The sequence below is a fragment of the Polaromonas vacuolata genome (assembly GCF_012584515.1).
Taxonomy (GTDB): Bacteria; Pseudomonadota; Gammaproteobacteria; order Burkholderiales; family Burkholderiaceae_C; genus Polaromonas; species Polaromonas vacuolata.
The window spans coordinates 847,432-864,879 of record NZ_CP051461.1; the positions used below are offsets into that span (position 1 = coordinate 847,432).

Genomic DNA, 17,448 nt, shown 5'->3' on the forward strand with positions numbered 1-17,448 from the left:
AGCCATGAACTCTTTAGGCATACACAAGACTGCGCTGTCGGTCAATATCAACAAGATAGCGTTGTTGCGCAATACCCGGCACCTAGATGTTCCCAATGTGCTGCGTGCTGCCGAGCTAAGTTTGCAAGCCGGTGCGCGCGGTATTACCGTTCACCCCCGTCCTGATGAGCGGCATATACGCGGCAGCGATGTGTTTGAAATCGCAGCGCTGATGAAAGACTGGCCGGACCGTGAGTTCAATGTCGAAGGCAATCCATTGCAAAACTTGATGGACTTTGTGCGCGATCTCAGTGCCCGTGGTTTGCCGATTCACCAATGCACTTTTGTGCCTGACAGCCATGACCAATTTACCAGCGATCACGGTTGGAGTTTTCCGCATGATTTGCTGCAACTGCAACCCTTGATCGCGCAGGCGCATGCGCGAGGTGTGCGGGTAAGCCTTTTCATGGACCCTGTTCCTGCCGCCATGGCTGCGGCTAAGCAGGCAGGCGCAGACCGGGTTGAGCTCTATACCGAGTCCTTTGCCAGCGCTTTTAACAGCGCCCATGCGATCGCACGTGTTGGCACACACGCTCACGCTCGCGCGCAGCTTCAGACCGTTCTAGCCCGATTTGTTGAAACAGCGCAGGCGGCTATTGACGTGGGTTTGGGTATTAATGCGGGCCATGATCTCAATCGCGCCAACTTGACTGAGTTTTTAATCGCTGTGCCTGGCGTGCAGGAAGTCTCTATTGGCCATGCATTAATTGCCGATGCGCTTGCGATGGGACTGGACGCTAGCGTCAAGGCTTATCAAGCGTGCATTGATAGCGCCGAAATATCCGTCAAGGCCAAAGCTGAAAATACAGTAAATCTCAGCGTCACGAGCGCATGATTTACGGCACAGGCACAGACATCTGTGACATACGCCGTATACGCGCCAGTCTAGAGCGCAACGGCGAGCGCTTGGCGCGCAGAGTACTCAGTGCTGCTGAGTTTGCCGTCTGGCAGGCCAGAAGCGGGCGCTGCACCCAGCGCGGCGTGAGCTATCTGGCCAGTCGCTTTTCGGCTAAGGAGGCGTTTAGCAAGGCAATTGGTTTGGGCATGCGCATGCCTATGACTTGGCGCGACTGTGAGATTGCCAATGCCGAAAGCGGCAAACCAGTTGTAGTGTTGCACGGCGCTTTGCGCGATTGGTTTGACGCCCGTGGCTTGACGGCTCACATCAGTGTGACTGACGAGACCGATTACGCCGCTAGCTTTTGCGTCGTCGAAAAAAATTAAATTTCAAATTAAATACGAGCCGCCCATTCATGACCCAGCATTCCCCCTTAATTATTGATATCCCCGGCCTGAGCCTGAGTAAAACCGACCGTCAACGGCTCAAGCATCCACTGACAGGCGGCATCACCTTGTTCGCGCGTAATTGGCAGAACCGCGAGCAGCTCACCGAGCTCTGCGCGGAGATCAAAAGCTTGCGCCAAGACATACTCATTTGCGTAGACCACGAAGGCGGTCGGGTACAGCGTTTTCGCACTGATGGCTTTACCCATTTGCCGCCCATGCATGCCCTGGGCGATCTGTGGATTAAAGACCAAATGGCGGCCACCAATGCGGCTACTGCTTGCGGCTATGTGCTGGCCAGCGAGTTGCGCGCCTGCGGTGTGGACTTGAGCTTTACGCCAGTATTAGACCTTGACTATGGCGGCAGCAGCGTCATCGGCGACCGCGCTTTAGGGCGTGACCCGCGCGTCGTCAGCATGCTCGCCAAGGGTTTGATGCACGGTCTGTTGCAGGCCGGTATGAGTAACTGCGGCAAGCATTTTCCCGGTCACGGTTTTGTTAAAGCCGATTCGCACTTCGACATGCCGATTGACAAACGCAACCTCAAAGCCATTCTTGCTGACGACGCTGCGCCTTACGAATGGCTCAACACAACGCTGACCAGCGTGATGCCGGCGCATGTTATTTATCCCAAGGTCGATGCTAGACCGGCTGGTTTTTCCAGTCGCTGGCTGAACTTTGTGCTGCGCAGTCAGCTTGGCTTTGGTGGCGCCATCATTAGCGACGATTTGAATATGGTCGGCGCTCGAATGTTGGACGGCAAGGCAGTGACTTATACCGAGGCCGCAGTAGAGGCGCTTAACGCTGGTTGTGACATGGTGTTGCTGTGCAATCAGTCTGTCGACAAAGGCACGCCGGTGGACGAATTACTCGCTGGCATGACTCAGGCACTGGTCAAAAACCAATGGGAGGCGATGGAGTCTAGCGAGCTGCGCCGCTTGGCTCTGCTGCCGCAAATGCCGGCGCTGGACTGGGACGACTTGATGCTGCATCCGGCTTATGTGCATGCTTTAGGTCTTATTCCCTGAGTCACGCCATTGGCGTGTCAGTCGTGCTACTGTGGGACTTATGTTTTTTTAAGGCCTAGCCATAGGAAATCACTTTGACTTCAGACGCTTCTTTGCCGATATCGGCTACCGCCGTCACCCAGATTATTGACTCGCCTTTGATGCGCAGCGCAGGCGCCGATGTGTTGTCACTGGCTTTGATGGACGCACGCAACCACAGCCTAAACTTATTCGCTCAATGTCAGAGCGCGCTTGAGTCAGCGCCGGGCGGTGCTCGCAGCCTGGCTAAGCCGTTGCAGCTAATAGGCCATATTGGTTGGTTTCAAGAGCGCTGGGCAGGCCGCAACGTGCAGCGTGGCTTGGGCCTACTGTGCGACCCCACACGGGTCAAGTTAGCCTCTATTGAGCCTCTCGCTGATGTTTGGTGGAGCGTCGCTGGATCACAAGCCAGCGATGCCCCTCTACCCGATGCGGCCCATACTCGGGCCTATTTGCTTGAGACACTGGAAAGCACGCTGGAGTTACTGGAGAAAACCCGTCTCGCTGCCACTGAACCTGATCAAGCGCTGTATTTTTATCGACTCAGTTTATTCCACGAAGACATGCAGTCTGAGGCTTTGGTGTGTATGGCACAGGCTTTGGGTTTGACGCTTGAGCCGACTTGGCAGCGAGTTTTTACAGCGCCAGTCATGCAAATGCGTGAAGCGCTTTTGATTCCTGCTACGCGCTGCAACATAGGCGGCGCGCAGCTTGGTGGATTTTCTTTTGACAATGAGTTGGCCGGCTATGCACTGGATGTGCCCGAGTTTGAGATAGACGCGCAGCCGGTGAGTTGGTCTCAGTATGTAGAGTTTGTCGCCGATGGCGGCTATGACAGACCAGAACTTTGGCATAGCGCCGGTTGGGACTGGCTGCAAGGCTCGCATGCAGATCAAGATGAAGCGCTTAGCCCAGGCCGGCGCGGACCACGCTATGTCGACCAAATTAGCGCGCTCAGCGGCGCAGTGCTGCAAACCCGCTTCGGCCGTAGCGTGCGCATGGCGGGTAATCAGCCGGCCATGCACATGACTTGGTGGGAGGCCGATGCTTGGTGTCGCTGGGCCGGTCGTCGATTGCCTTTGGAATGCGAGTGGGAATCAGCCGCGCATAGCGCATCCAGGCGTGGCTTTCGTTGGGGCGATGTGTGGGAGTGGACCGCCAGCAGTTTTCAGCCTTATCCGGGCTTTGTGGCTGGCCCACAGGCAGACTATTCTCAGCCCTTTTTTGGCACTCACAAAGTGTTGCGTGGTGCTTCTTTTGCGACCCGTGCACGCATGAAAAGCCTGCGGTTTCGGCGTTTTGAGCTGCCTTCCAGCGACAGCTTGTTTTGCGGCTTTCGCTCTTGCGCGGTCTAAGTTGGGTCTAAGTCTTGGGGCTGGCTTTGGCTTAGCTTGAGGTTGGTTTTCTTAACCCGATAATTCCACCACGGCAGCGTGGCCCGCAGCGACAGCACCTTGCCGCTTTGGGTGTTAATGTCCGCGTTGCTCTGCGAAGGTTTGCCGCCATAACCGGGTAGTGCTTGCAACGTGTCTTGCCAAGCCTGACTTTGCAGCTCGCTTAGCAAGGCTTGAACCGGTTTAGAGTCCAACTCGGACTTTAGACAAACCAAGTGGTAACGCTCCTGTGTCAAGGCGATAAACCCCAGTCCTTTTTCATATGCTGCCGCTTGAATACCCAAACCGACATCGGCCGCGCCGCTGGCCACCGCTTGGGCTACTGCGCTGTGTGAAGGCTCTTGGCTGGCATAGCCGTTAATATCTTGCGCTGCAATACCGGCTTGGCGCAGCAAGTCGTCTAGCAGCACTCTGGTGCCTGTGCCCAGCGCGCGGTTGACGTAACGCAGTTGGCTAGAGGGGATATCTGCCAAGCCTGTGATGCGCAGAGGGTTGTTTTTTGCCACTATCAAACCTTGGCTGCGCTGCGCAAAACTAATTAACTTGTGCAGACCTGGTTTGAGTAGTTTGCGGTAGGCCGCTGCTGACAGTGAATGCCGGCTTGGTAAGTCTTGGGTGTGAAAGCCCGCCATCATGCAGCGCCCGGCATTGAGCGCTGCGATAGCGTCTACGCTGCCCATAAAGCGAATGTCCAGGTGCAGGCCATGTTGGCTGGTTTGATCGCGCAGCGCAGACAGAGCCGCATCGTGGCTGGCGAAAAGGGTTAGCACGTGGGTGTTGTCGTCAAACGCGCTGGCAAAGGCGCGCTCTATATCGCCGCGCAAGGTCTCAATCTGCGGTGCTAGTCGGGCTTGGGCTTGGCGTTCTGACCAAAGCAGTTTTTCACCAAACTCGGTCAAGCGTGCACGCTGGCCTTTGTCCCACACGATTAAGCCGCGGCCCAGTGTTTGCTCCCATTCGCGCAGTGCGCCCCAGACATGACGGTAAGACAGCTGCATGGCAGAGGCGGCTTTTGAAATTGAGCCTTGTTCGCGCACTGCATGTAGTAAATCCATTAAGGGATTGCGGATTAGCGCGTCTTTACCGCGCTGGGCGGTAAGTAGGTAGGAGAGTTCGACTTTGTGCATGGTGTGAATCGATTATCCGTGTTGGCTGTTGGCTGTTGGTCTTGGCTGCCAAGTGTTCGCTATGCACGAAACTGCATAACTTAGGAAACCGCAGATAGTTAAAGGCTATAGCTCTAGGCTACAGTGCATCAATTCAAATCTATGAACACTTTTTATGCCAGCGTCCAGGCCGCCATTGATCTGATATTTTCTTTTGATCCTTTGCTGGCGAGTATTGTTTTGCGCTCGCTAGCGGTCAGCGCCTGCGCTTGTTTGATCGCTTGCAGTGCGGGTCTTTTAATCGGCGGCTGGTTGGGTGTGGCGCGCTTTCGCGGCCGCAGCTTTGTGCTGGTATTACTCAACACCGCATTAGCGCTACCTTCTGTCGTCGTAGGCTTGGTGGTTTATTTACTACTTTCTCGCAGTGGGCCATTGGGCTTTTTGGGTTGGCTGTTTTCTTTTAAGGCGATGGTGCTGGCTCAGGCCGTGTTGGTGTTGCCGGTGGTCGCGGCGCTGGTGCGGCAAAGCGTAGAAGACGCTGACAAAAGCCACGGCGGGCAGTATGCCTCTTTAGGGGCTGGCGGCTTTGTGCGCAGCTTGATTTTGCTTTGGGATGAACGTTTTGCTTTGCTTACTGTGCTCATTACTGCTTTTGGTAGAGCTATCTCCGAAGTTGGTGCTGTGATGGTGGTGGGCGGCAATATTGATGGCTTTACCCGTGTCATGACTACCGCTATTGCGCTGGAGACCAGCAAGGGTGACTTGCCGTTGGCGCTGGCCTTGGGCATGTTGTTGCTGGGAGTGGTGCTACTGCTCAATCTCGCCATTGCGCTGCTCAGAAGCTGGCGTGAACGCCGCGACTATCCAACAGGCAGCCCACACATCAGCTTGCGTACGGCCAGATGACAGCGCTATTTCATCTCGACAACATCAGCCTGCGCTACGGCAACGTAGCGGCACTGACGGACTGCAGCTTGCACGTTAAGGCCGGTGAAAAGCTGGCCGTGGTTGGTGCCAACGGCAGCGGTAAAAGTAGCTTGTTGAGTGTTCTACACGGTCAGCTTGTGCCGACAAAAGGCATTCGGCAGGGACCTGATCAGCTACGCCAAGCCATGCTGTTTCAACGCCCGCACATGTTGCGCGCTAGCGTGCAAAACAATGTAGCGCTTGGGCTATGGCTGCGCGGAGTGCCTTGGCGCCAGGCCCGGCGTGATGCACTCGCCGCCCTTGACTGGGTCGGGCTGGCCGATCTGGCGCAGCGCAATGCCCGTGCGCTTTCGGGCGGTCAACAGCAGCGCGCAGCACTGGCGCGCGCATGGTGTCTTAAGCCGCAGGTGATGTTGCTGGACGAGCCGACAGCCAATCTTGACCCGGGCGCTAAACGCGAGGTCGAAGCCTTGATGGCGGACTTTTGTGCCGCCGGTACGACCTTGATATTCAGCAGTCACAACCTAGGCCAAGTCAAACGCTTGGCCAGCCGTGTGATCTACATGGAGCACGGCCGGCTGATCGCCGACTTGCCCGTGCATGAATTTTTTAACGGATCGCTGCCGGCTGCAGCGGCCAGTTTTTTAAAAGGAGAACTCGCATGAGAAAAGTTTTATTCACCCCAAGCCGTTTGAGAAAAGTCGGCACATTAGCCGTGCTGTCGGTTTGCCTGTCGGCTTCGCTGACGTGGGCACAAACCAAAACCATGGTGATGGCATCGACTACCTCTACCGAGCAGTCTGGTTTGTTTTCTTTCCTGTTGCCTGAGTTTAAAAAATTCAGTGGCATAGACATCAAAGTCGTGGCTGTGGGCACAGGCCAAGCCATAGACATGGGCCGCCGTGGTGACGCTGATTTACTGTTTGTGCATGACCAAGTGGCAGAAGAAAAAGTCGTCGCTGAGGGCCATGTGCTCAAGCGTTTCCCGGTTATGTATAACGACTTTGTACTCGCCGGACCCACCAAAGATCCGGCACAGGTCAAGGGTAAAGACGTGCTGCAAGCGTTTAAAAAACTCAATGCAATGAATGCTGATTTTGTCTCTCGCGGCGACAAGAGCGGCACCAATGCAGCGGAACTGCGTTACTGGAAAAACGCTGATGTTGAGACCCCAGCGGGCAAACCCGGTTTTGTTAATTACAAAGCTTGCGGCTGCGGCATGGGCCAGGCGCTAAACATGGCTGCGAGTACCGGCAGCTATGTGTTGGTCGACCGCGGCAGCTGGCTGGCATTTAAAAACCGCGCTGATCTGACGATCTTGGTTGAGGGCGATAAGCGTTTGTTTAACCAGTACGGCGTGATGGCGGTCAATCCGGCCATGCACCCACAAGCCAAGCTGGCTTTAGCGCAGCAATTTGTTGATTGGATTACTTCACCGGTCGGGCAAGACGTTATCGCTAGCTATAAAATTAATGGTCAGCAGTTGTTTTTTCCTAATGCTGCACCTTAATGTGAACTTGAATCTGCTGTTTAATAAAAGATCAGAACCAAGCTGGCAATTTTTTCTCTTGCCGCCAACCTGCTGGCGAAACACTTTGATTGACGTATGAAATTTTCTAAACTCTTATTTGTCGCGCTAGCTTGCAGCGTATTGACTACCGGCCTATCTGCCCATGTTCTCAAGCAGTCGGCAGAACCAGCTGGTGCTCAGGCAAAAGTGCAATTCAAAGATGCGTGGGTACGCGCTACGGTGCCAGGGCAAACTGGTAGCGGCGCCTTCATGAAAATCACTGCGCCTAACGCCAGCCGCTTAGTTTCCATCAGCACGCCAGTCGCAGGTGTGGCCCAAGTCCATGAAATGAAAATGGATGGCGACGTTATGCAGATGCGCGCTTTGACTGATGGTTTAGAACTACCGGCCGGCAAGACTGTCGAGCTAAAGTCCGGCGGCTTCCACGTGATGCTGATGGATTTAAAACAGACCTTGGTCGCCGGCAAAAAAGTACCATTAACACTGGTGTTTAAAGATGCGAATGGTGTTGAAAGCCAGCAAACTTTGAATCTGCCAATAGCCAAAGTTGCACCAATCGGTGCTAAGGATGCTATGGGTGTAATCAGTAATATGGGTGACGTGACCAATCACCGGCATTGAGCTGATGGGCTAATTTCAAGGCCTTTTGATGGCCGCAACTTTAGCCCAGATTTAAAGCTTTTGGATTAGGATTAAATCGGTCTGGGCGGCACAAACCCAGACCGATTAAAACTATGGCTTGCCGTGTATTGCCGCCTAACGTTGCTTGGTGACGTTATTGACGCTTTGTGGCGCTTTGTGACGTTTAGCGGCGTTTGACGCTAACCCCAAGTCGGCGGTAAACCGTCGCCCGACTGATACCTAAATTGCGTGCGGCTTTCATCACATTACCTCTGGCTTCATCGACCGCCTTGCGAATAAGCGCAGTTTCAAGGTCTTTAAGCTGAGGGCTGGCGTTGGCTGCTGCATCAGTCACACCACTTATCGTTGGAGTGGATAAAAACGGTGACACAGGCGAGAACTGGGCACTGGCTGGCACATATGCAAAACTCACGGTGTGGCCCATGCGCAGCGGCAAGGCATGTAGTCGCACTCCACTCCACAACGGTACTTCAAGCACGTCTTCTTGACTGCTTCTTGGGCGCATAGCCGCGTCGAACAAAGACTCAAAAGACATAGAGAAAATCTCGCTGCAATGAATCGCTTGCACGTTGGTCTGGTCAGGCTGCGGAATGAGTTGCGGCAGCATTTTGCGAGCCGCCGGGTTGGCGCTCACGATTAAGCCGTCGGAGTCCACGCAGACCAAACCATCATCGTCACCGCCCAAACGGTGGCCTGGCCAGTTCAGGCGTAGCAATAATTCGTGCGCTATGCCGAGGGTGAGTTGGTTTTCGATATTGCGCGCAGCTCTGGCCACAAGGTGCATGAGTTCAGGACGCTCTGCGGCTTCAATACCGGTCAAATCCACCATGCCTACGCAGTGTCCGTCGTGGCCGAAAATGGGCGCGCCAGTACAACTGTAGACCGAGTTCGAGTCATAAAAATGTTCACCGCGGTGCAACCAAACGGGCCGCTGCTCTCGAAGTGCTGCGCCAATAGCACTCGTACCAATCGCTTGCTCTGACAAATTAGTACCTACGCGTGTGATCAGATCCGCTCGGCGATCGCTGCGATTAATTTTTCCAAGCGCATCAATCACCACACCATTGTGATTGGTCAGTATGGCGAAGTAGGGCGTGTCGCCTATGGCGCGCATTAACTTTGCAAGCACTGGCGCTGCGGCAATTATCAAGGCCCGGTTTGCTTCAACCGATCGGCGTCGCGCCGGCGCGCTAACCAAGTCGAAGGACAGAACATCTCCTGGTCGGTTCCCATTTGTCAGGCAGCGTTGCCAAGAGTTTGCAATCCAGCTTTCCAGTCCCGGCATTGCAATAGTTGCAACTTCTCCAGAGTAAAGCAGCGATTGACGCGCATTGTGAATGGAAGTTAAACGGTCATGATTATTCAAGGCCGGCATTAATGTGGTGTACGAATTTGCGAGCATTGACCATTGTGGCTAATTTCGAGACATCGTGTTGAGATGATTTGAGAAATGGATGCATATTTACGCTGTTTGCTGCACAGATTTTGACTTCAAATGTTCAAAAATTGAGCTTATTAAATTTTTATAAATCTATAAAAGAGAGAGAAAAAAGTTCTCGGCCGCCCAATTTTTAGCTCACAAAACGGGATCTAAAAGGCTGTAAATTTTCAACGTTTTCATTGGTAAAAACAGTTAATGCTAGATAAAAATTATTTTTTAGATAAAGTTTTGAAAAAGGTTTTAATGCGTTTTTAAAAACCTTAAAAAAAACTGTTTGGCTCGCCTAGTAATTTTTTTAAAAATAAATCGTAACTATACGTATTAATTTTCGCTGTAACATTTTAAAGTGTCGTCTAATTCAAATTCTGACGCTAGACTGACGAAAATTGGGAGAGTTTTTGTTCACCCTAAAAATTTTATAAAAGCCTGTGCTGAGGCGTTGATTTAGTTAATCACAAACCTTTGTACTGAGCTGGGCGTTTTTCAAAAAATGCGGCAACACCTTCTTTAAAGTCAGCGCTTTGCACACAGGCCTGAAAGGCTTTTTTCTCAGCATTGAGCTGGCTTTCGTAATCAGTTTCAAAAGACTGCCGCAGCAGGCGACGCATTTGTCCCATGGCGAACGTTGGGCCATTGGCAATTTTTTGCGCTAGTGCCATGCTTTCTGCTTGCAGTGCTGCGGCTGGCACTATGTGATTAATTAAACTTAGTCGCTTGGCGTCATCTGCCTCTAGGCTCTGGCCAAGCAGCGCTATTTCTAATGCGTGGCGCAGGCCTACGACTCGGGGTAGTAAAAAAGAGGCACCGCAGTCGCAGCTAGTGCCAATGTTTACGTAGGCAAGATTAAATCGCGTGCCTTGCGCCGCCATCACGAAGTCGGCATTGAGCATCAGGCTCACGCCTGCGCCCGCCACTCTTGAATGCACGCTGGCAATGATGGGCGCGTCCTGCGCGGTCAGTAGCAGCATGGCTTGATGCAGCGGATCAATGATGTTTTTACCTATGCCTTCTGGGTTGGCCTGCATAGCGTTCAGGTCGCCACCAGCCATAAATGCCTTGCCTTGGCCGGAAATTAAAAGCGCGCGCACTGAGCGGTCGCTGGCAATATCTTGGCAGGCTGCCAGCAGGCTTTTCGCCATGTCGGCATTGATGGCATTGAGAAAATCGGGTCGGTTTAAGCGCAGTTCAAGCACCGCCTTATCGCGGCTCAAGATGATGGATTTTTCCTGCATGACTTTCCTATTTACTATTCGCTAAGGGGTTGATCAACGGATTTACGGATTGATTCACGTAACTGCTTTTTCATCAGCTTGCCATTGGCATTACGCGCCAAGGGTTGAGTGCTTAGCGTGAAGCTTTCGGGTACTTTGTAGTCAGACAGCTGTGCGGCGCAAAACAGTTTTAAAGCCTCAGCGTCGGTGTCATTGCCAGGCCGGTTCTCAGCTTCCTTAAGCACCACAAAAGCATGCACTCGCTCGCCCAAAACTTGGCAAGCCAGGCCGACTACGGCCGCCTCTACAACCTGTGGATGGGCGGCAAGAATGGCTTCTACTTCGCTGGAGAAAACCTTGTAACCGCCGCGATTAATCACATCTTTGATGCGGTCTTGCACATACAAATGACCGCTTTCACCGAGCTTGCCAATGTCGCCTGAATGCCAGTAACCGTGGCTGAACTCCTGCGTGCTGGCGATAGGATTATTCCAGTAGCCCTTGACCACCATAGGCCCGCGTATCCAGATCTCGCCGCTCACGCCTGAGGGCACTGGGTAGCCGTCGAGGTCAACAATGATAATGTCCGCACAGGGCACGCTACGGCCTACAGAGTCACCCCATTTTTCGCTGTTTACGCTGTCACTAGGCGGCATGATGGTGGCCGGTGAGCTGGTCTCAGTTGCGCCGTAGGCATTCATTAGTAGTAGACCTGGTAGCTGCTTTGCGAGTGCTGCGATGGATGCTGGCGGCATAGGTGCGCCGCCATAAGCGCCTATGCGCCAGTTGCTTAAATCCCAAGCGCTGAAGTCAGCTCGTAGCAGACAGAGCTGGTACATGGCCGGCACCATGATGGTGTAAGTCATGCGCTCTCGCTCGGCGAGTTGCAAAAAATGTTCAACCCTAAACGCCGGCATGATGACTAAGGCACCGGCGCAGCGAACCATGGCTAGCATTTGTGCGACCAAGCCTGTGACATGGCTCATGGGTACGGCAATGATGCTGACATCGCTTGGTCCAAGACCCATGCAGAACTCGAAATGCATGACCGAGTGGATTAGGTTTAAATGCGTAAGCATCGCCCCCTTGGGTTTTCCTGTGGTGCCAGAGGTGTAGAGAAGGATGGCGGTATCTTCTTCATCTCCTGCATGCGGTAGTGTGTTTTGCCCAGTGTTTTTTATAGTCTGAGCATTGCCTGCTGCTGCTATCTCAGCGTAAGTCACAAAGCCCGGCTGCTGGCCCATGCTCACGCGCAGACGTAGCGTTTGGTTTTCGGCTGGCAATCGGGTGACTAAATCCTCGTCGGAAAATACCGCGCAAGCGCCGGCGTCTGCTAGCGCATACGCGATTTCTGGTGCTTGTGAACGCGTGCCTATGGGCACGCAAATAACGCCAAGACGCGCCAACGCAAAAACCAGTAATACAAACTCCAGCCGATTGCCCAGCAACAAGCCGACGCGTTCACCGGGACTAATGCCTTGCAGGGTAAGGCCGTGGGCTAAGGCATCGGTGCGGATTTTTACCTCGCGCCAGCTAAGTCGCAACGGGCCATCGATTAACGCATCACCTTCAGGTTTTTTTTTGACTGCGTTTTCTAGCAAAGCGTAGAGGCTGTGCTCTCGCTGACTAAAGCAACGCAGTTCACGGTCATCAAAATGCGTTTCTTGACGCATCTCGGGAAGCGTGAAAATCCAATCTGGAAGGGTTGGCGTTTCCCTGGGTGAGCTCATGCCTGGACCCTCACACGCTCTGCTAAAACTGCGTTTGTCGGGAATAAATTTTCACCTCTGTCGATGACAAACTGGTGATCAAAAAGATCGCCGCTGTGATTCACGTCAGACTGTGAAATCAGCACCGCAATCGAACTTCCCTTGAGGCTGTGTATGACTTCTGAGAGCCGCTGCGACAGCGCTGGCGCAACGCCTTCAAAAGGCTCGTCTAGTAGTAAGAGCTTGGTGCCCACGACTAATGCACGGCACAGGGCAACTAATTTTTGCTGGCCACCAGAAAGTAGTAGAGCACGTCGCTCGCGCATGTTGGCGACTTCTGGCATTAGGCTGTAGACAAAGTCTAGGCGCTCTTTTTCTTGCAGTGTTTTGCTGACCCACAGCGGCAGCAAAATATTTTCTTCCACCGTGAGCTGCGGCACCAGACCGCGGTCTTCTGGCATGTAGCCTATTCCCAATCCAGCGCGCTCGTGTTTGTCGCTGCCATTTAAGTTTTCACCCATAAAAGTAATCTGACCCGAGTGCAGCGGCAAATGACCCATGACGCTGCGCATAAAAGTTGTTTTACCTGCACCGTTGCGACCGAGCAGACCGACTAACTGGCCTTGTTTGACCTGCAAGCTCAGGTCGCGCAGCGCTGGCATGGCTTGAATATTGACCGCCAGATGGGCGGCAGAAAGCACCGTATGCGGCATTACTTTTCTCCCGTGATGTAGCGTCTAACTTCAAGATTGGCCATGACCTCAGCGGGCGGCCCGTCGGCAATCACACGGCCACTGTAAAACGCAATCACGCGCTCGGAAAAGCGCGCCACTATGTCCATGTCATGTTCGACAAACAGTATGGTGGCAGCCTCGCCCTGCAGCGCTTCCATGACACGCTCCATGGCGGGGAATTTCTCGTCTGCACTGACACCCGACGTCGGCTCATCTAACAGCAATAAGCGCGGTGCGCGGGCTAAAGCCATAGCGATATCTAGCAGCTTGCGCACGCCGCCAGCCAGCTCTAACACTTGGCGATTGGCGTCGGCTTGCAGTGCAAACTTTTCTAACAAGACTTGAGCGCGTTCACGCCACAATTTATTTCCTGCTGGTCGCCAAAGTGAGAGGCGACCATCGGCTGCGCCGACTGCGACGAGCAAGTTCTCCAGCACCGTCAGCTCCAGGCAAAGTTGCGGTATCTGAAACGATCGACAAATACCCATGCCTGCAATCCGTTGGTGCGACAGTTGAGTGATGTCTTGGCCGTCAAGTTCAATGCAGCCCTCGTCAGGCTTTAAGTAGCCGGTCACCATATTCACAAATGTGGTTTTTCCTGCACCGTTGCTGCCAATAATACTTAAGCGTTGGCCAGCGGCAATGTCTATGCAGAGATCGTCGGCGGCCACTACAGCGCCAAACTTTTTACCCAGTCCTCGGGCGGAAAGAAGGGGTGTGCTCATGCTTTCGCCTTAGGTTTAATTGGGCTGGGCCAGAAAGAGCCTATGCCATCGGGCCGGAAAGTAATCACCAATAACAAGAAGGCGCCCAAGGCTAACTGCCAGGTGTGAGGAAAGTAGAGATTAGAGAAAGAGCGTACTATCTCCAACAGTAAAGAAGCTACAAACACCGCTGATAAACGCTTATAGCCAGCGAGCACTGCGACAAATACAAATTCGCCTGAGGTCGTCCAGTTGGTTAGATTGGGCTCTACATGGCCCAGTGTTTGCGCCACGATTGCGCCGCCTGCGCCGCCCAGCAAAGCGCACAAAATAAAGCTAATGCCCAGCGAACGGCGCGCCGAGGCACCCAAGTATTCAACCCGCAGTGGATTGGCGCGAACGGCTATGGCCATCAATCCTGCTGCAGATTGTGAGTAGACCGAAACCGACCAGCCGAGTAACACGGCAATTGCTACGGTCAGGCTGTAAAGGGCGTACTCGATGTTGCCGCTAATATCTTTCCCCAGCAGCGTTGGCGTGAGCACAGTAATACCATCGGAGCCACCCAACGAAGTAGCTTTTGACAACAGACCAAAAAGCACCATGGATAGCGCCAACGTCAACATGGCGAAAAATATGCCGCGGTAGCGCACCAGTAAAGGCGCAATAAGCGCACCAAAAAAGCCGGCCACCAAAGTGCCAATCAGTGTGCGCAGCAACGCATCGTTAATGCCCAATAGGGATGGCGTGAATGCTGCAGCATAAGCGCCAAACGCAAAAAACATACCTTGCCCAAACGTTGCACCACCGCCGCGCGTGAGCACCACAATGCCTAAAACAGCAAGCCCGTTAGCGGCGGCCAACGTGACCAAAAATAGCAGCCAAGCCGGTAGCATCAGGCCCACGCCTAACAAACCGATAGTGGCCACTAGAGCGAGTAAAAATGAATGTTTTGCGCGCATTAAATAAGCCTTGCTTTGACACTTTGAAACAAGCCTTCAGGGCGAAAAATCAGCACGCCAGCCATCACCAGATAAATGCTGAAAGTTTCTATCTCAGGCATGAGGTGAACCGACATTGAACGCGCCAAGCCAACCACTAGCGCGCCGACTGCCGCGCCCTGTATGCTGCCCAGACCACCAATGATGACAACCGCAAAACTGATCACAATCACGCTAACCGATAAGCCCGGCTGCACCGAAATCATGGGTGCGGTGAAGGCGCCGCCTAGCGCGGCGAGAAACACGCCCAACGTAAACGCCCAGCAGTAAACCCGCTGCACGTTGACACCCATGCTGGCGCTAATTTCAGGGTTGTGAATCACCGCTAAAACAATCTTGCCGCTAATCGTACGGTTCAAGCCGAACCAAGTTAGGAGGCCGCAAACCAAAGCCAGCGTCATTAGAAATAAGTCGTAACCAGCTAACCGCATGCCGGCAAATGCGAAGTTGCCAAAGAGTTGCGCCGGCTCGGATACGTAATAGGGATTCACCCCCCAAATTAATTTGGTCAGGTCTTCGAGTACTAAAAATAGTGCGTAGGTAATGAGCAGCAAGACCACCTCGTCGCGGCCATAAAACCGTGACAAAAGATAGCGCTCTAAAAACGGCCCGACGACAACGGCGACAGCCACAGAGGACAGCAGCATTGCCACCAGCGAAAACGCGGGCGGCAGGCCAAGTGCAGCAGCTAAAGCCACAGCGCTGGCCGCTGCGTAAGCACCCACTGCATAAAGACTGCCGTGGGCGATATTAAGGATTTTAAGAATCCCAAAAACCAAGGTCAGTCCTAGCGAGACAATAAATAGCCACGAGGCATACGCGACGGCATCGACGAGTATGGGAATAATGCTTTGCATGGGCGGCAATCCTAGACTTGGCAGTGCCGTATTTCAGGGAAATTTCAACAGTCTGTTTTAGAGAATTTATTAGAAATTTATGGACTAGGCACGGCTGTTAAATAAGTATTTTTTCTCTCGAAAATCACTAGTCAATTACTGACATTTCGCACCCGGAAAGCCGGCCTTTATCCAATCGATAGACTTCATGTTATTGGGCGGATTGACGCACTCAGGGCTAAAGGTTTGCACATCAACTGCGCGCACAACTTTGGCCACCGCATCATATTTGGTGCGGCCAATGGCTGTTCCTTGAACCGCTTGCTGACCACCGCTCAAAGACATAGCGATCTTGCCGCCAGGTGAGTCAAAGCTTGAGTTGCGCATGGCGTCTGCAATTTGCTCGGGCGTGGGTTTTTTTCCGCCGTTTTTTGCCATCGCACTTTCAACCGCTAGTTTGACGCCCATAAAACCCTGTGTCATCCGGTAGCTGGCCTGCACTGGTAGCACCTTGTTGGCGCTGAGGTAACCGGCCTGGAACCAGTCATTGAGCGGCGACTTAGCCGATAAAATACCATAAGCGCCGCGCGCACCGAGTATGGTGCCGTCGGGCACTTTATTGAGTAAGCCAGGCAAGACATGGTCGGCGGCGCTCAGCGCTAGCGTGGTGTCTTTAAATAGTCCGCGTGCGCTGCCTTGCAGTAAAAAACTCTGCAGATCTCCGCCCCACAAACTTGAGTAAGTAATGCTGGCTGGTTTGCCTGATAGTACTGAGACCTCAGTGCCATATTGACCCGCACCGAATTTAGGCAACAAGTCTGCACCTATGTTGGCTTTGGGGTAGAGCAGACCCATGCTGGCGACAAAGTCACTGCGCGAATCCTGACCCCAAGCGTAGTCTTGGTTGATCAAATTCATGGTCTCAACTTTGACATTGTGGGCTTTGAGGTAGAGCGCCAAAGAGACGTTGTCCATGGCGGCGTGAGAGGCGCTGCGAAATACGTATTTAAAACTCGACTCTTCAAAAATACGTGGTGAACCGCAGTCAAATAGGTTGAGAAATTTCTTCAGTTCCTCGGCTACTGGCGCTACCGCCAAGCAGTCGCCCGAGCTTATGTAGCCAATGACTGCGTCGACGTTTTCGCGTTGGTACAGATTACGCAATTCCTGCACCTGCTTTATGCCGCCACCGTTTTCATCAACCAACACCATCTCAATTTTCATACCGCCAAAGCCGGGCTTGTTATACGGCGCTGGCGCATTGCCCTTGTTAAATTGCTCGACCATCAGCTTGGCGGCATTCGCCGCTGGGACGCCAAAGCTTTCAGCTGCTGGACCGGATAAAAAAGTGACCACACCAAGTTTGAAAGTTTCCTCTGCCTGTGCAGTGCCCGCCGCAGTAAGCGCTGCAGCTATGACGATGCTACTGGTGCAAACGCGTATGAATTTATTTGATGGCAGATGAAAAGTCATTTTGTCTCCGGGTTTTTTTATTTATAAATATTTTGATATGTATTCTTATTAATACGATGGCATCAAAATATGTATGCTTATTATTAAGCGCCGCAAAAATTCATTGGAATACTAGGGCCTACCCTCGGTGAATGAATAAATCTGAAATCAAATTCCAGTCGAATTTGAGAAAAATAAACCTATTTTTCTTATTTCTCGTTTTAGTAGTTAATCCTAGAGCCGTTGCTTCTTATTGCGATTTAGTCTTCAGGCTTGCACTAGTCAGGAGTTCTGATTGGAAGTTTCAGAAAAGCACTTTCTGCGGCTTAGCTCTCTATCTTGAAATAAATAAAAAAAAGGTAAGAGTTAATTTGTGTCGCTAGCCGACCAA

The 17,448-nt window shown here is 52.8% G+C and carries 17 protein-coding genes; 8 read left to right on the forward strand and 9 right to left on the reverse strand.

What is annotated here, in order from left to right; all coding sequences use genetic code 11:
• The first annotated feature begins 4 nt into the window (after positions 1 to 4).
• From HC248_RS03985 to HC248_RS04000, 4 genes are all read left to right on the forward strand, one after another.
• On the forward strand, positions 5 to 874 hold the full coding sequence (locus HC248_RS03985; protein WP_168921374.1) for a pyridoxine 5'-phosphate synthase: 870 nt from the start codon (positions 5 to 7) through the stop codon (positions 872 to 874).
• Positions 871 to 1,263 (forward strand): holo-ACP synthase, encoded by a 393-nt coding sequence (gene acpS / locus HC248_RS03990; RefSeq protein ID WP_168921375.1) that lies wholly within the window; start codon positions 871 to 873, stop codon positions 1,261 to 1,263. The genes HC248_RS03985 and acpS overlap by 4 nt, the downstream gene beginning before the upstream one ends.
• A 29-nt stretch (positions 1,264 to 1,292) precedes the next feature.
• Positions 1,293 to 2,351, forward strand: coding sequence for a beta-N-acetylhexosaminidase (nagZ, locus tag HC248_RS03995; RefSeq protein WP_168921376.1), 1,059 nt, complete (start codon positions 1,293 to 1,295; stop codon positions 2,349 to 2,351).
• A 74-nt stretch (positions 2,352 to 2,425) separates the two neighbouring features.
• Positions 2,426 to 3,724 carry an SUMF1/EgtB/PvdO family nonheme iron enzyme gene (locus HC248_RS04000; protein WP_337778960.1) on the forward strand — a complete coding sequence of 433 codons (1,299 nt, stop codon included), beginning with the start codon at positions 2,426 to 2,428 and terminating at the stop codon, positions 3,722 to 3,724.
• On the opposite strand, the gene HC248_RS04005 is transcribed toward HC248_RS04000, so the two are convergent.
• Positions 3,721 to 4,890: a substrate-binding domain-containing protein gene (locus HC248_RS04005; protein ID WP_168921377.1), complete on the reverse strand. Its 1,170-nt coding sequence runs from the start codon at positions 4,888 to 4,890 to the stop codon at positions 3,721 to 3,723. The two genes, HC248_RS04000 and HC248_RS04005, sit on opposite strands and share 4 nt — an antisense overlap.
• Positions 4,891 to 5,031: 141 nt before the next feature.
• On the opposite strand from HC248_RS04005, the gene HC248_RS04010 reads away from it, so the two are divergent.
• From HC248_RS04010 to HC248_RS04025, 4 genes are all read left to right on the forward strand, one after another.
• A complete protein-coding gene (locus HC248_RS04010; protein WP_168921378.1) occupies positions 5,032 to 5,775 on the forward strand; it encodes an ABC transporter permease in 744 nt (247 codons plus the stop codon).
• Positions 5,772 to 6,461 (forward strand): ATP-binding cassette domain-containing protein, encoded by a 690-nt coding sequence (locus tag HC248_RS04015; protein ID WP_168921379.1) that lies wholly within the window; start codon positions 5,772 to 5,774, stop codon positions 6,459 to 6,461. Before HC248_RS04010 ends, HC248_RS04015 begins: the two co-directional genes overlap by 4 nt.
• Positions 6,458 to 7,306 (forward strand): ABC transporter substrate-binding protein, encoded by an 849-nt coding sequence (locus HC248_RS04020; RefSeq protein ID WP_168921380.1) that lies wholly within the window; start codon positions 6,458 to 6,460, stop codon positions 7,304 to 7,306. The genes HC248_RS04015 and HC248_RS04020 overlap by 4 nt, the downstream gene beginning before the upstream one ends.
• Before the next feature lie 96 nt (positions 7,307 to 7,402).
• Positions 7,403 to 7,948, forward strand: coding sequence for a copper chaperone PCu(A)C (locus HC248_RS04025; protein WP_168921381.1), 546 nt, complete (start codon positions 7,403 to 7,405; stop codon positions 7,946 to 7,948).
• Positions 7,949 to 8,132: 184 nt separating this feature from the next.
• Here the strand turns inward: HC248_RS04025 and HC248_RS04030 are convergent, their stop codons facing one another.
• The 8 genes from HC248_RS04030 to HC248_RS04065 all read right to left on the reverse strand — a co-directional run bounded on the left by HC248_RS04030 (position 8,133) and on the right by HC248_RS04065 (position 17,078).
• Positions 8,133 to 9,371: a helix-turn-helix domain-containing protein gene (locus tag HC248_RS04030; protein ID WP_238342711.1), complete on the reverse strand. Its 1,239-nt coding sequence runs from the start codon at positions 9,369 to 9,371 to the stop codon at positions 8,133 to 8,135.
• Between the two features lie 491 nt (positions 9,372 to 9,862).
• Positions 9,863 to 10,642, reverse strand: a complete 780-nt coding sequence (locus HC248_RS04035) for an enoyl-CoA hydratase/isomerase family protein (protein WP_168921382.1) — start codon at positions 10,640 to 10,642, stop codon at positions 9,863 to 9,865.
• A 14-nt stretch (positions 10,643 to 10,656) separates the two neighbouring features.
• Complete coding sequence (locus HC248_RS04040) at positions 10,657 to 12,351, reverse strand: class I adenylate-forming enzyme family protein (protein ID WP_202882414.1); 1,695 nt, start codon at positions 12,349 to 12,351, stop codon at positions 10,657 to 10,659.
• The gene (locus HC248_RS04045; protein ID WP_168921383.1) at positions 12,348 to 13,043 is read right to left on the reverse strand and encodes an ABC transporter ATP-binding protein; all 696 of its coding nucleotides are present in this window, start codon (positions 13,041 to 13,043) and stop codon (positions 12,348 to 12,350) included. Before HC248_RS04045 ends, HC248_RS04040 begins: the two co-directional genes overlap by 4 nt.
• Positions 13,043 to 13,789, reverse strand: a complete 747-nt coding sequence (locus tag HC248_RS04050; protein WP_168921384.1) for an ABC transporter ATP-binding protein — start codon at positions 13,787 to 13,789, stop codon at positions 13,043 to 13,045. Before HC248_RS04050 ends, HC248_RS04045 begins: the two co-directional genes overlap by 1 nt.
• On the reverse strand, positions 13,786 to 14,730 hold the full coding sequence (locus HC248_RS04055; protein WP_168921385.1) for a branched-chain amino acid ABC transporter permease: 945 nt from the start codon (positions 14,728 to 14,730) through the stop codon (positions 13,786 to 13,788). The genes HC248_RS04050 and HC248_RS04055 overlap by 4 nt, the downstream gene beginning before the upstream one ends.
• On the reverse strand, positions 14,730 to 15,626 hold the full coding sequence (locus HC248_RS04060) for a branched-chain amino acid ABC transporter permease (protein ID WP_168921386.1): 897 nt from the start codon (positions 15,624 to 15,626) through the stop codon (positions 14,730 to 14,732). Before HC248_RS04060 ends, HC248_RS04055 begins: the two co-directional genes overlap by 1 nt.
• Before the next feature lie 135 nt (positions 15,627 to 15,761).
• The gene (locus HC248_RS04065; protein WP_168921387.1) at positions 15,762 to 17,078 is read right to left on the reverse strand and encodes an ABC transporter substrate-binding protein; all 1,317 of its coding nucleotides are present in this window, start codon (positions 17,076 to 17,078) and stop codon (positions 15,762 to 15,764) included.
• Positions 17,079 to 17,448 lie beyond the last annotated feature (370 nt).

Excerpts from the sequence above, each read along its gene's own strand:
- HC248_RS03985 (WP_168921374.1), top strand. The coding sequence starts at position 5 with ATGAACTCTTTAGGCATACACAAGACTGCGCTGTCGGTCAATATCAAC.
- acpS (WP_168921375.1), top strand. The coding sequence starts at position 871 with ATGATTTACGGCACAGGCACAGACATCTGTGACATACGCCGTATACGC.
- nagZ (WP_168921376.1), top strand. The coding sequence starts at position 1,293 with ATGACCCAGCATTCCCCCTTAATTATTGATATCCCCGGCCTGAGCCTG.
- HC248_RS04005 (WP_168921377.1), bottom strand. The coding sequence starts at position 4,890 with ATGCACAAAGTCGAACTCTCCTACCTACTTACCGCCCAGCGCGGTAAA.
- HC248_RS04010 (WP_168921378.1), top strand. The coding sequence starts at position 5,032 with ATGAACACTTTTTATGCCAGCGTCCAGGCCGCCATTGATCTGATATTT.
- HC248_RS04015 (WP_168921379.1), top strand. The coding sequence starts at position 5,772 with ATGACAGCGCTATTTCATCTCGACAACATCAGCCTGCGCTACGGCAAC.
- HC248_RS04020 (WP_168921380.1), top strand. The coding sequence starts at position 6,458 with ATGAGAAAAGTTTTATTCACCCCAAGCCGTTTGAGAAAAGTCGGCACA.
- HC248_RS04025 (WP_168921381.1), top strand. The coding sequence starts at position 7,403 with ATGAAATTTTCTAAACTCTTATTTGTCGCGCTAGCTTGCAGCGTATTG.
- HC248_RS04030 (WP_238342711.1), bottom strand. The coding sequence starts at position 9,371 with ATGCTCGCAAATTCGTACACCACATTAATGCCGGCCTTGAATAATCAT.
- HC248_RS04035 (WP_168921382.1), bottom strand. The coding sequence starts at position 10,642 with ATGCAGGAAAAATCCATCATCTTGAGCCGCGATAAGGCGGTGCTTGAA.
- HC248_RS04040 (WP_202882414.1), bottom strand. The coding sequence starts at position 12,351 with ATGAGCTCACCCAGGGAAACGCCAACCCTTCCAGATTGGATTTTCACG.
- HC248_RS04045 (WP_168921383.1), bottom strand. The coding sequence starts at position 13,043 with ATGCCGCATACGGTGCTTTCTGCCGCCCATCTGGCGGTCAATATTCAA.
- HC248_RS04050 (WP_168921384.1), bottom strand. The coding sequence starts at position 13,789 with ATGAGCACACCCCTTCTTTCCGCCCGAGGACTGGGTAAAAAGTTTGGC.
- HC248_RS04055 (WP_168921385.1), bottom strand. The coding sequence starts at position 14,730 with ATGCGCGCAAAACATTCATTTTTACTCGCTCTAGTGGCCACTATCGGT.
- HC248_RS04060 (WP_168921386.1), bottom strand. The coding sequence starts at position 15,626 with ATGCAAAGCATTATTCCCATACTCGTCGATGCCGTCGCGTATGCCTCG.
- HC248_RS04065 (WP_168921387.1), bottom strand. The coding sequence starts at position 17,078 with ATGACTTTTCATCTGCCATCAAATAAATTCATACGCGTTTGCACCAGT.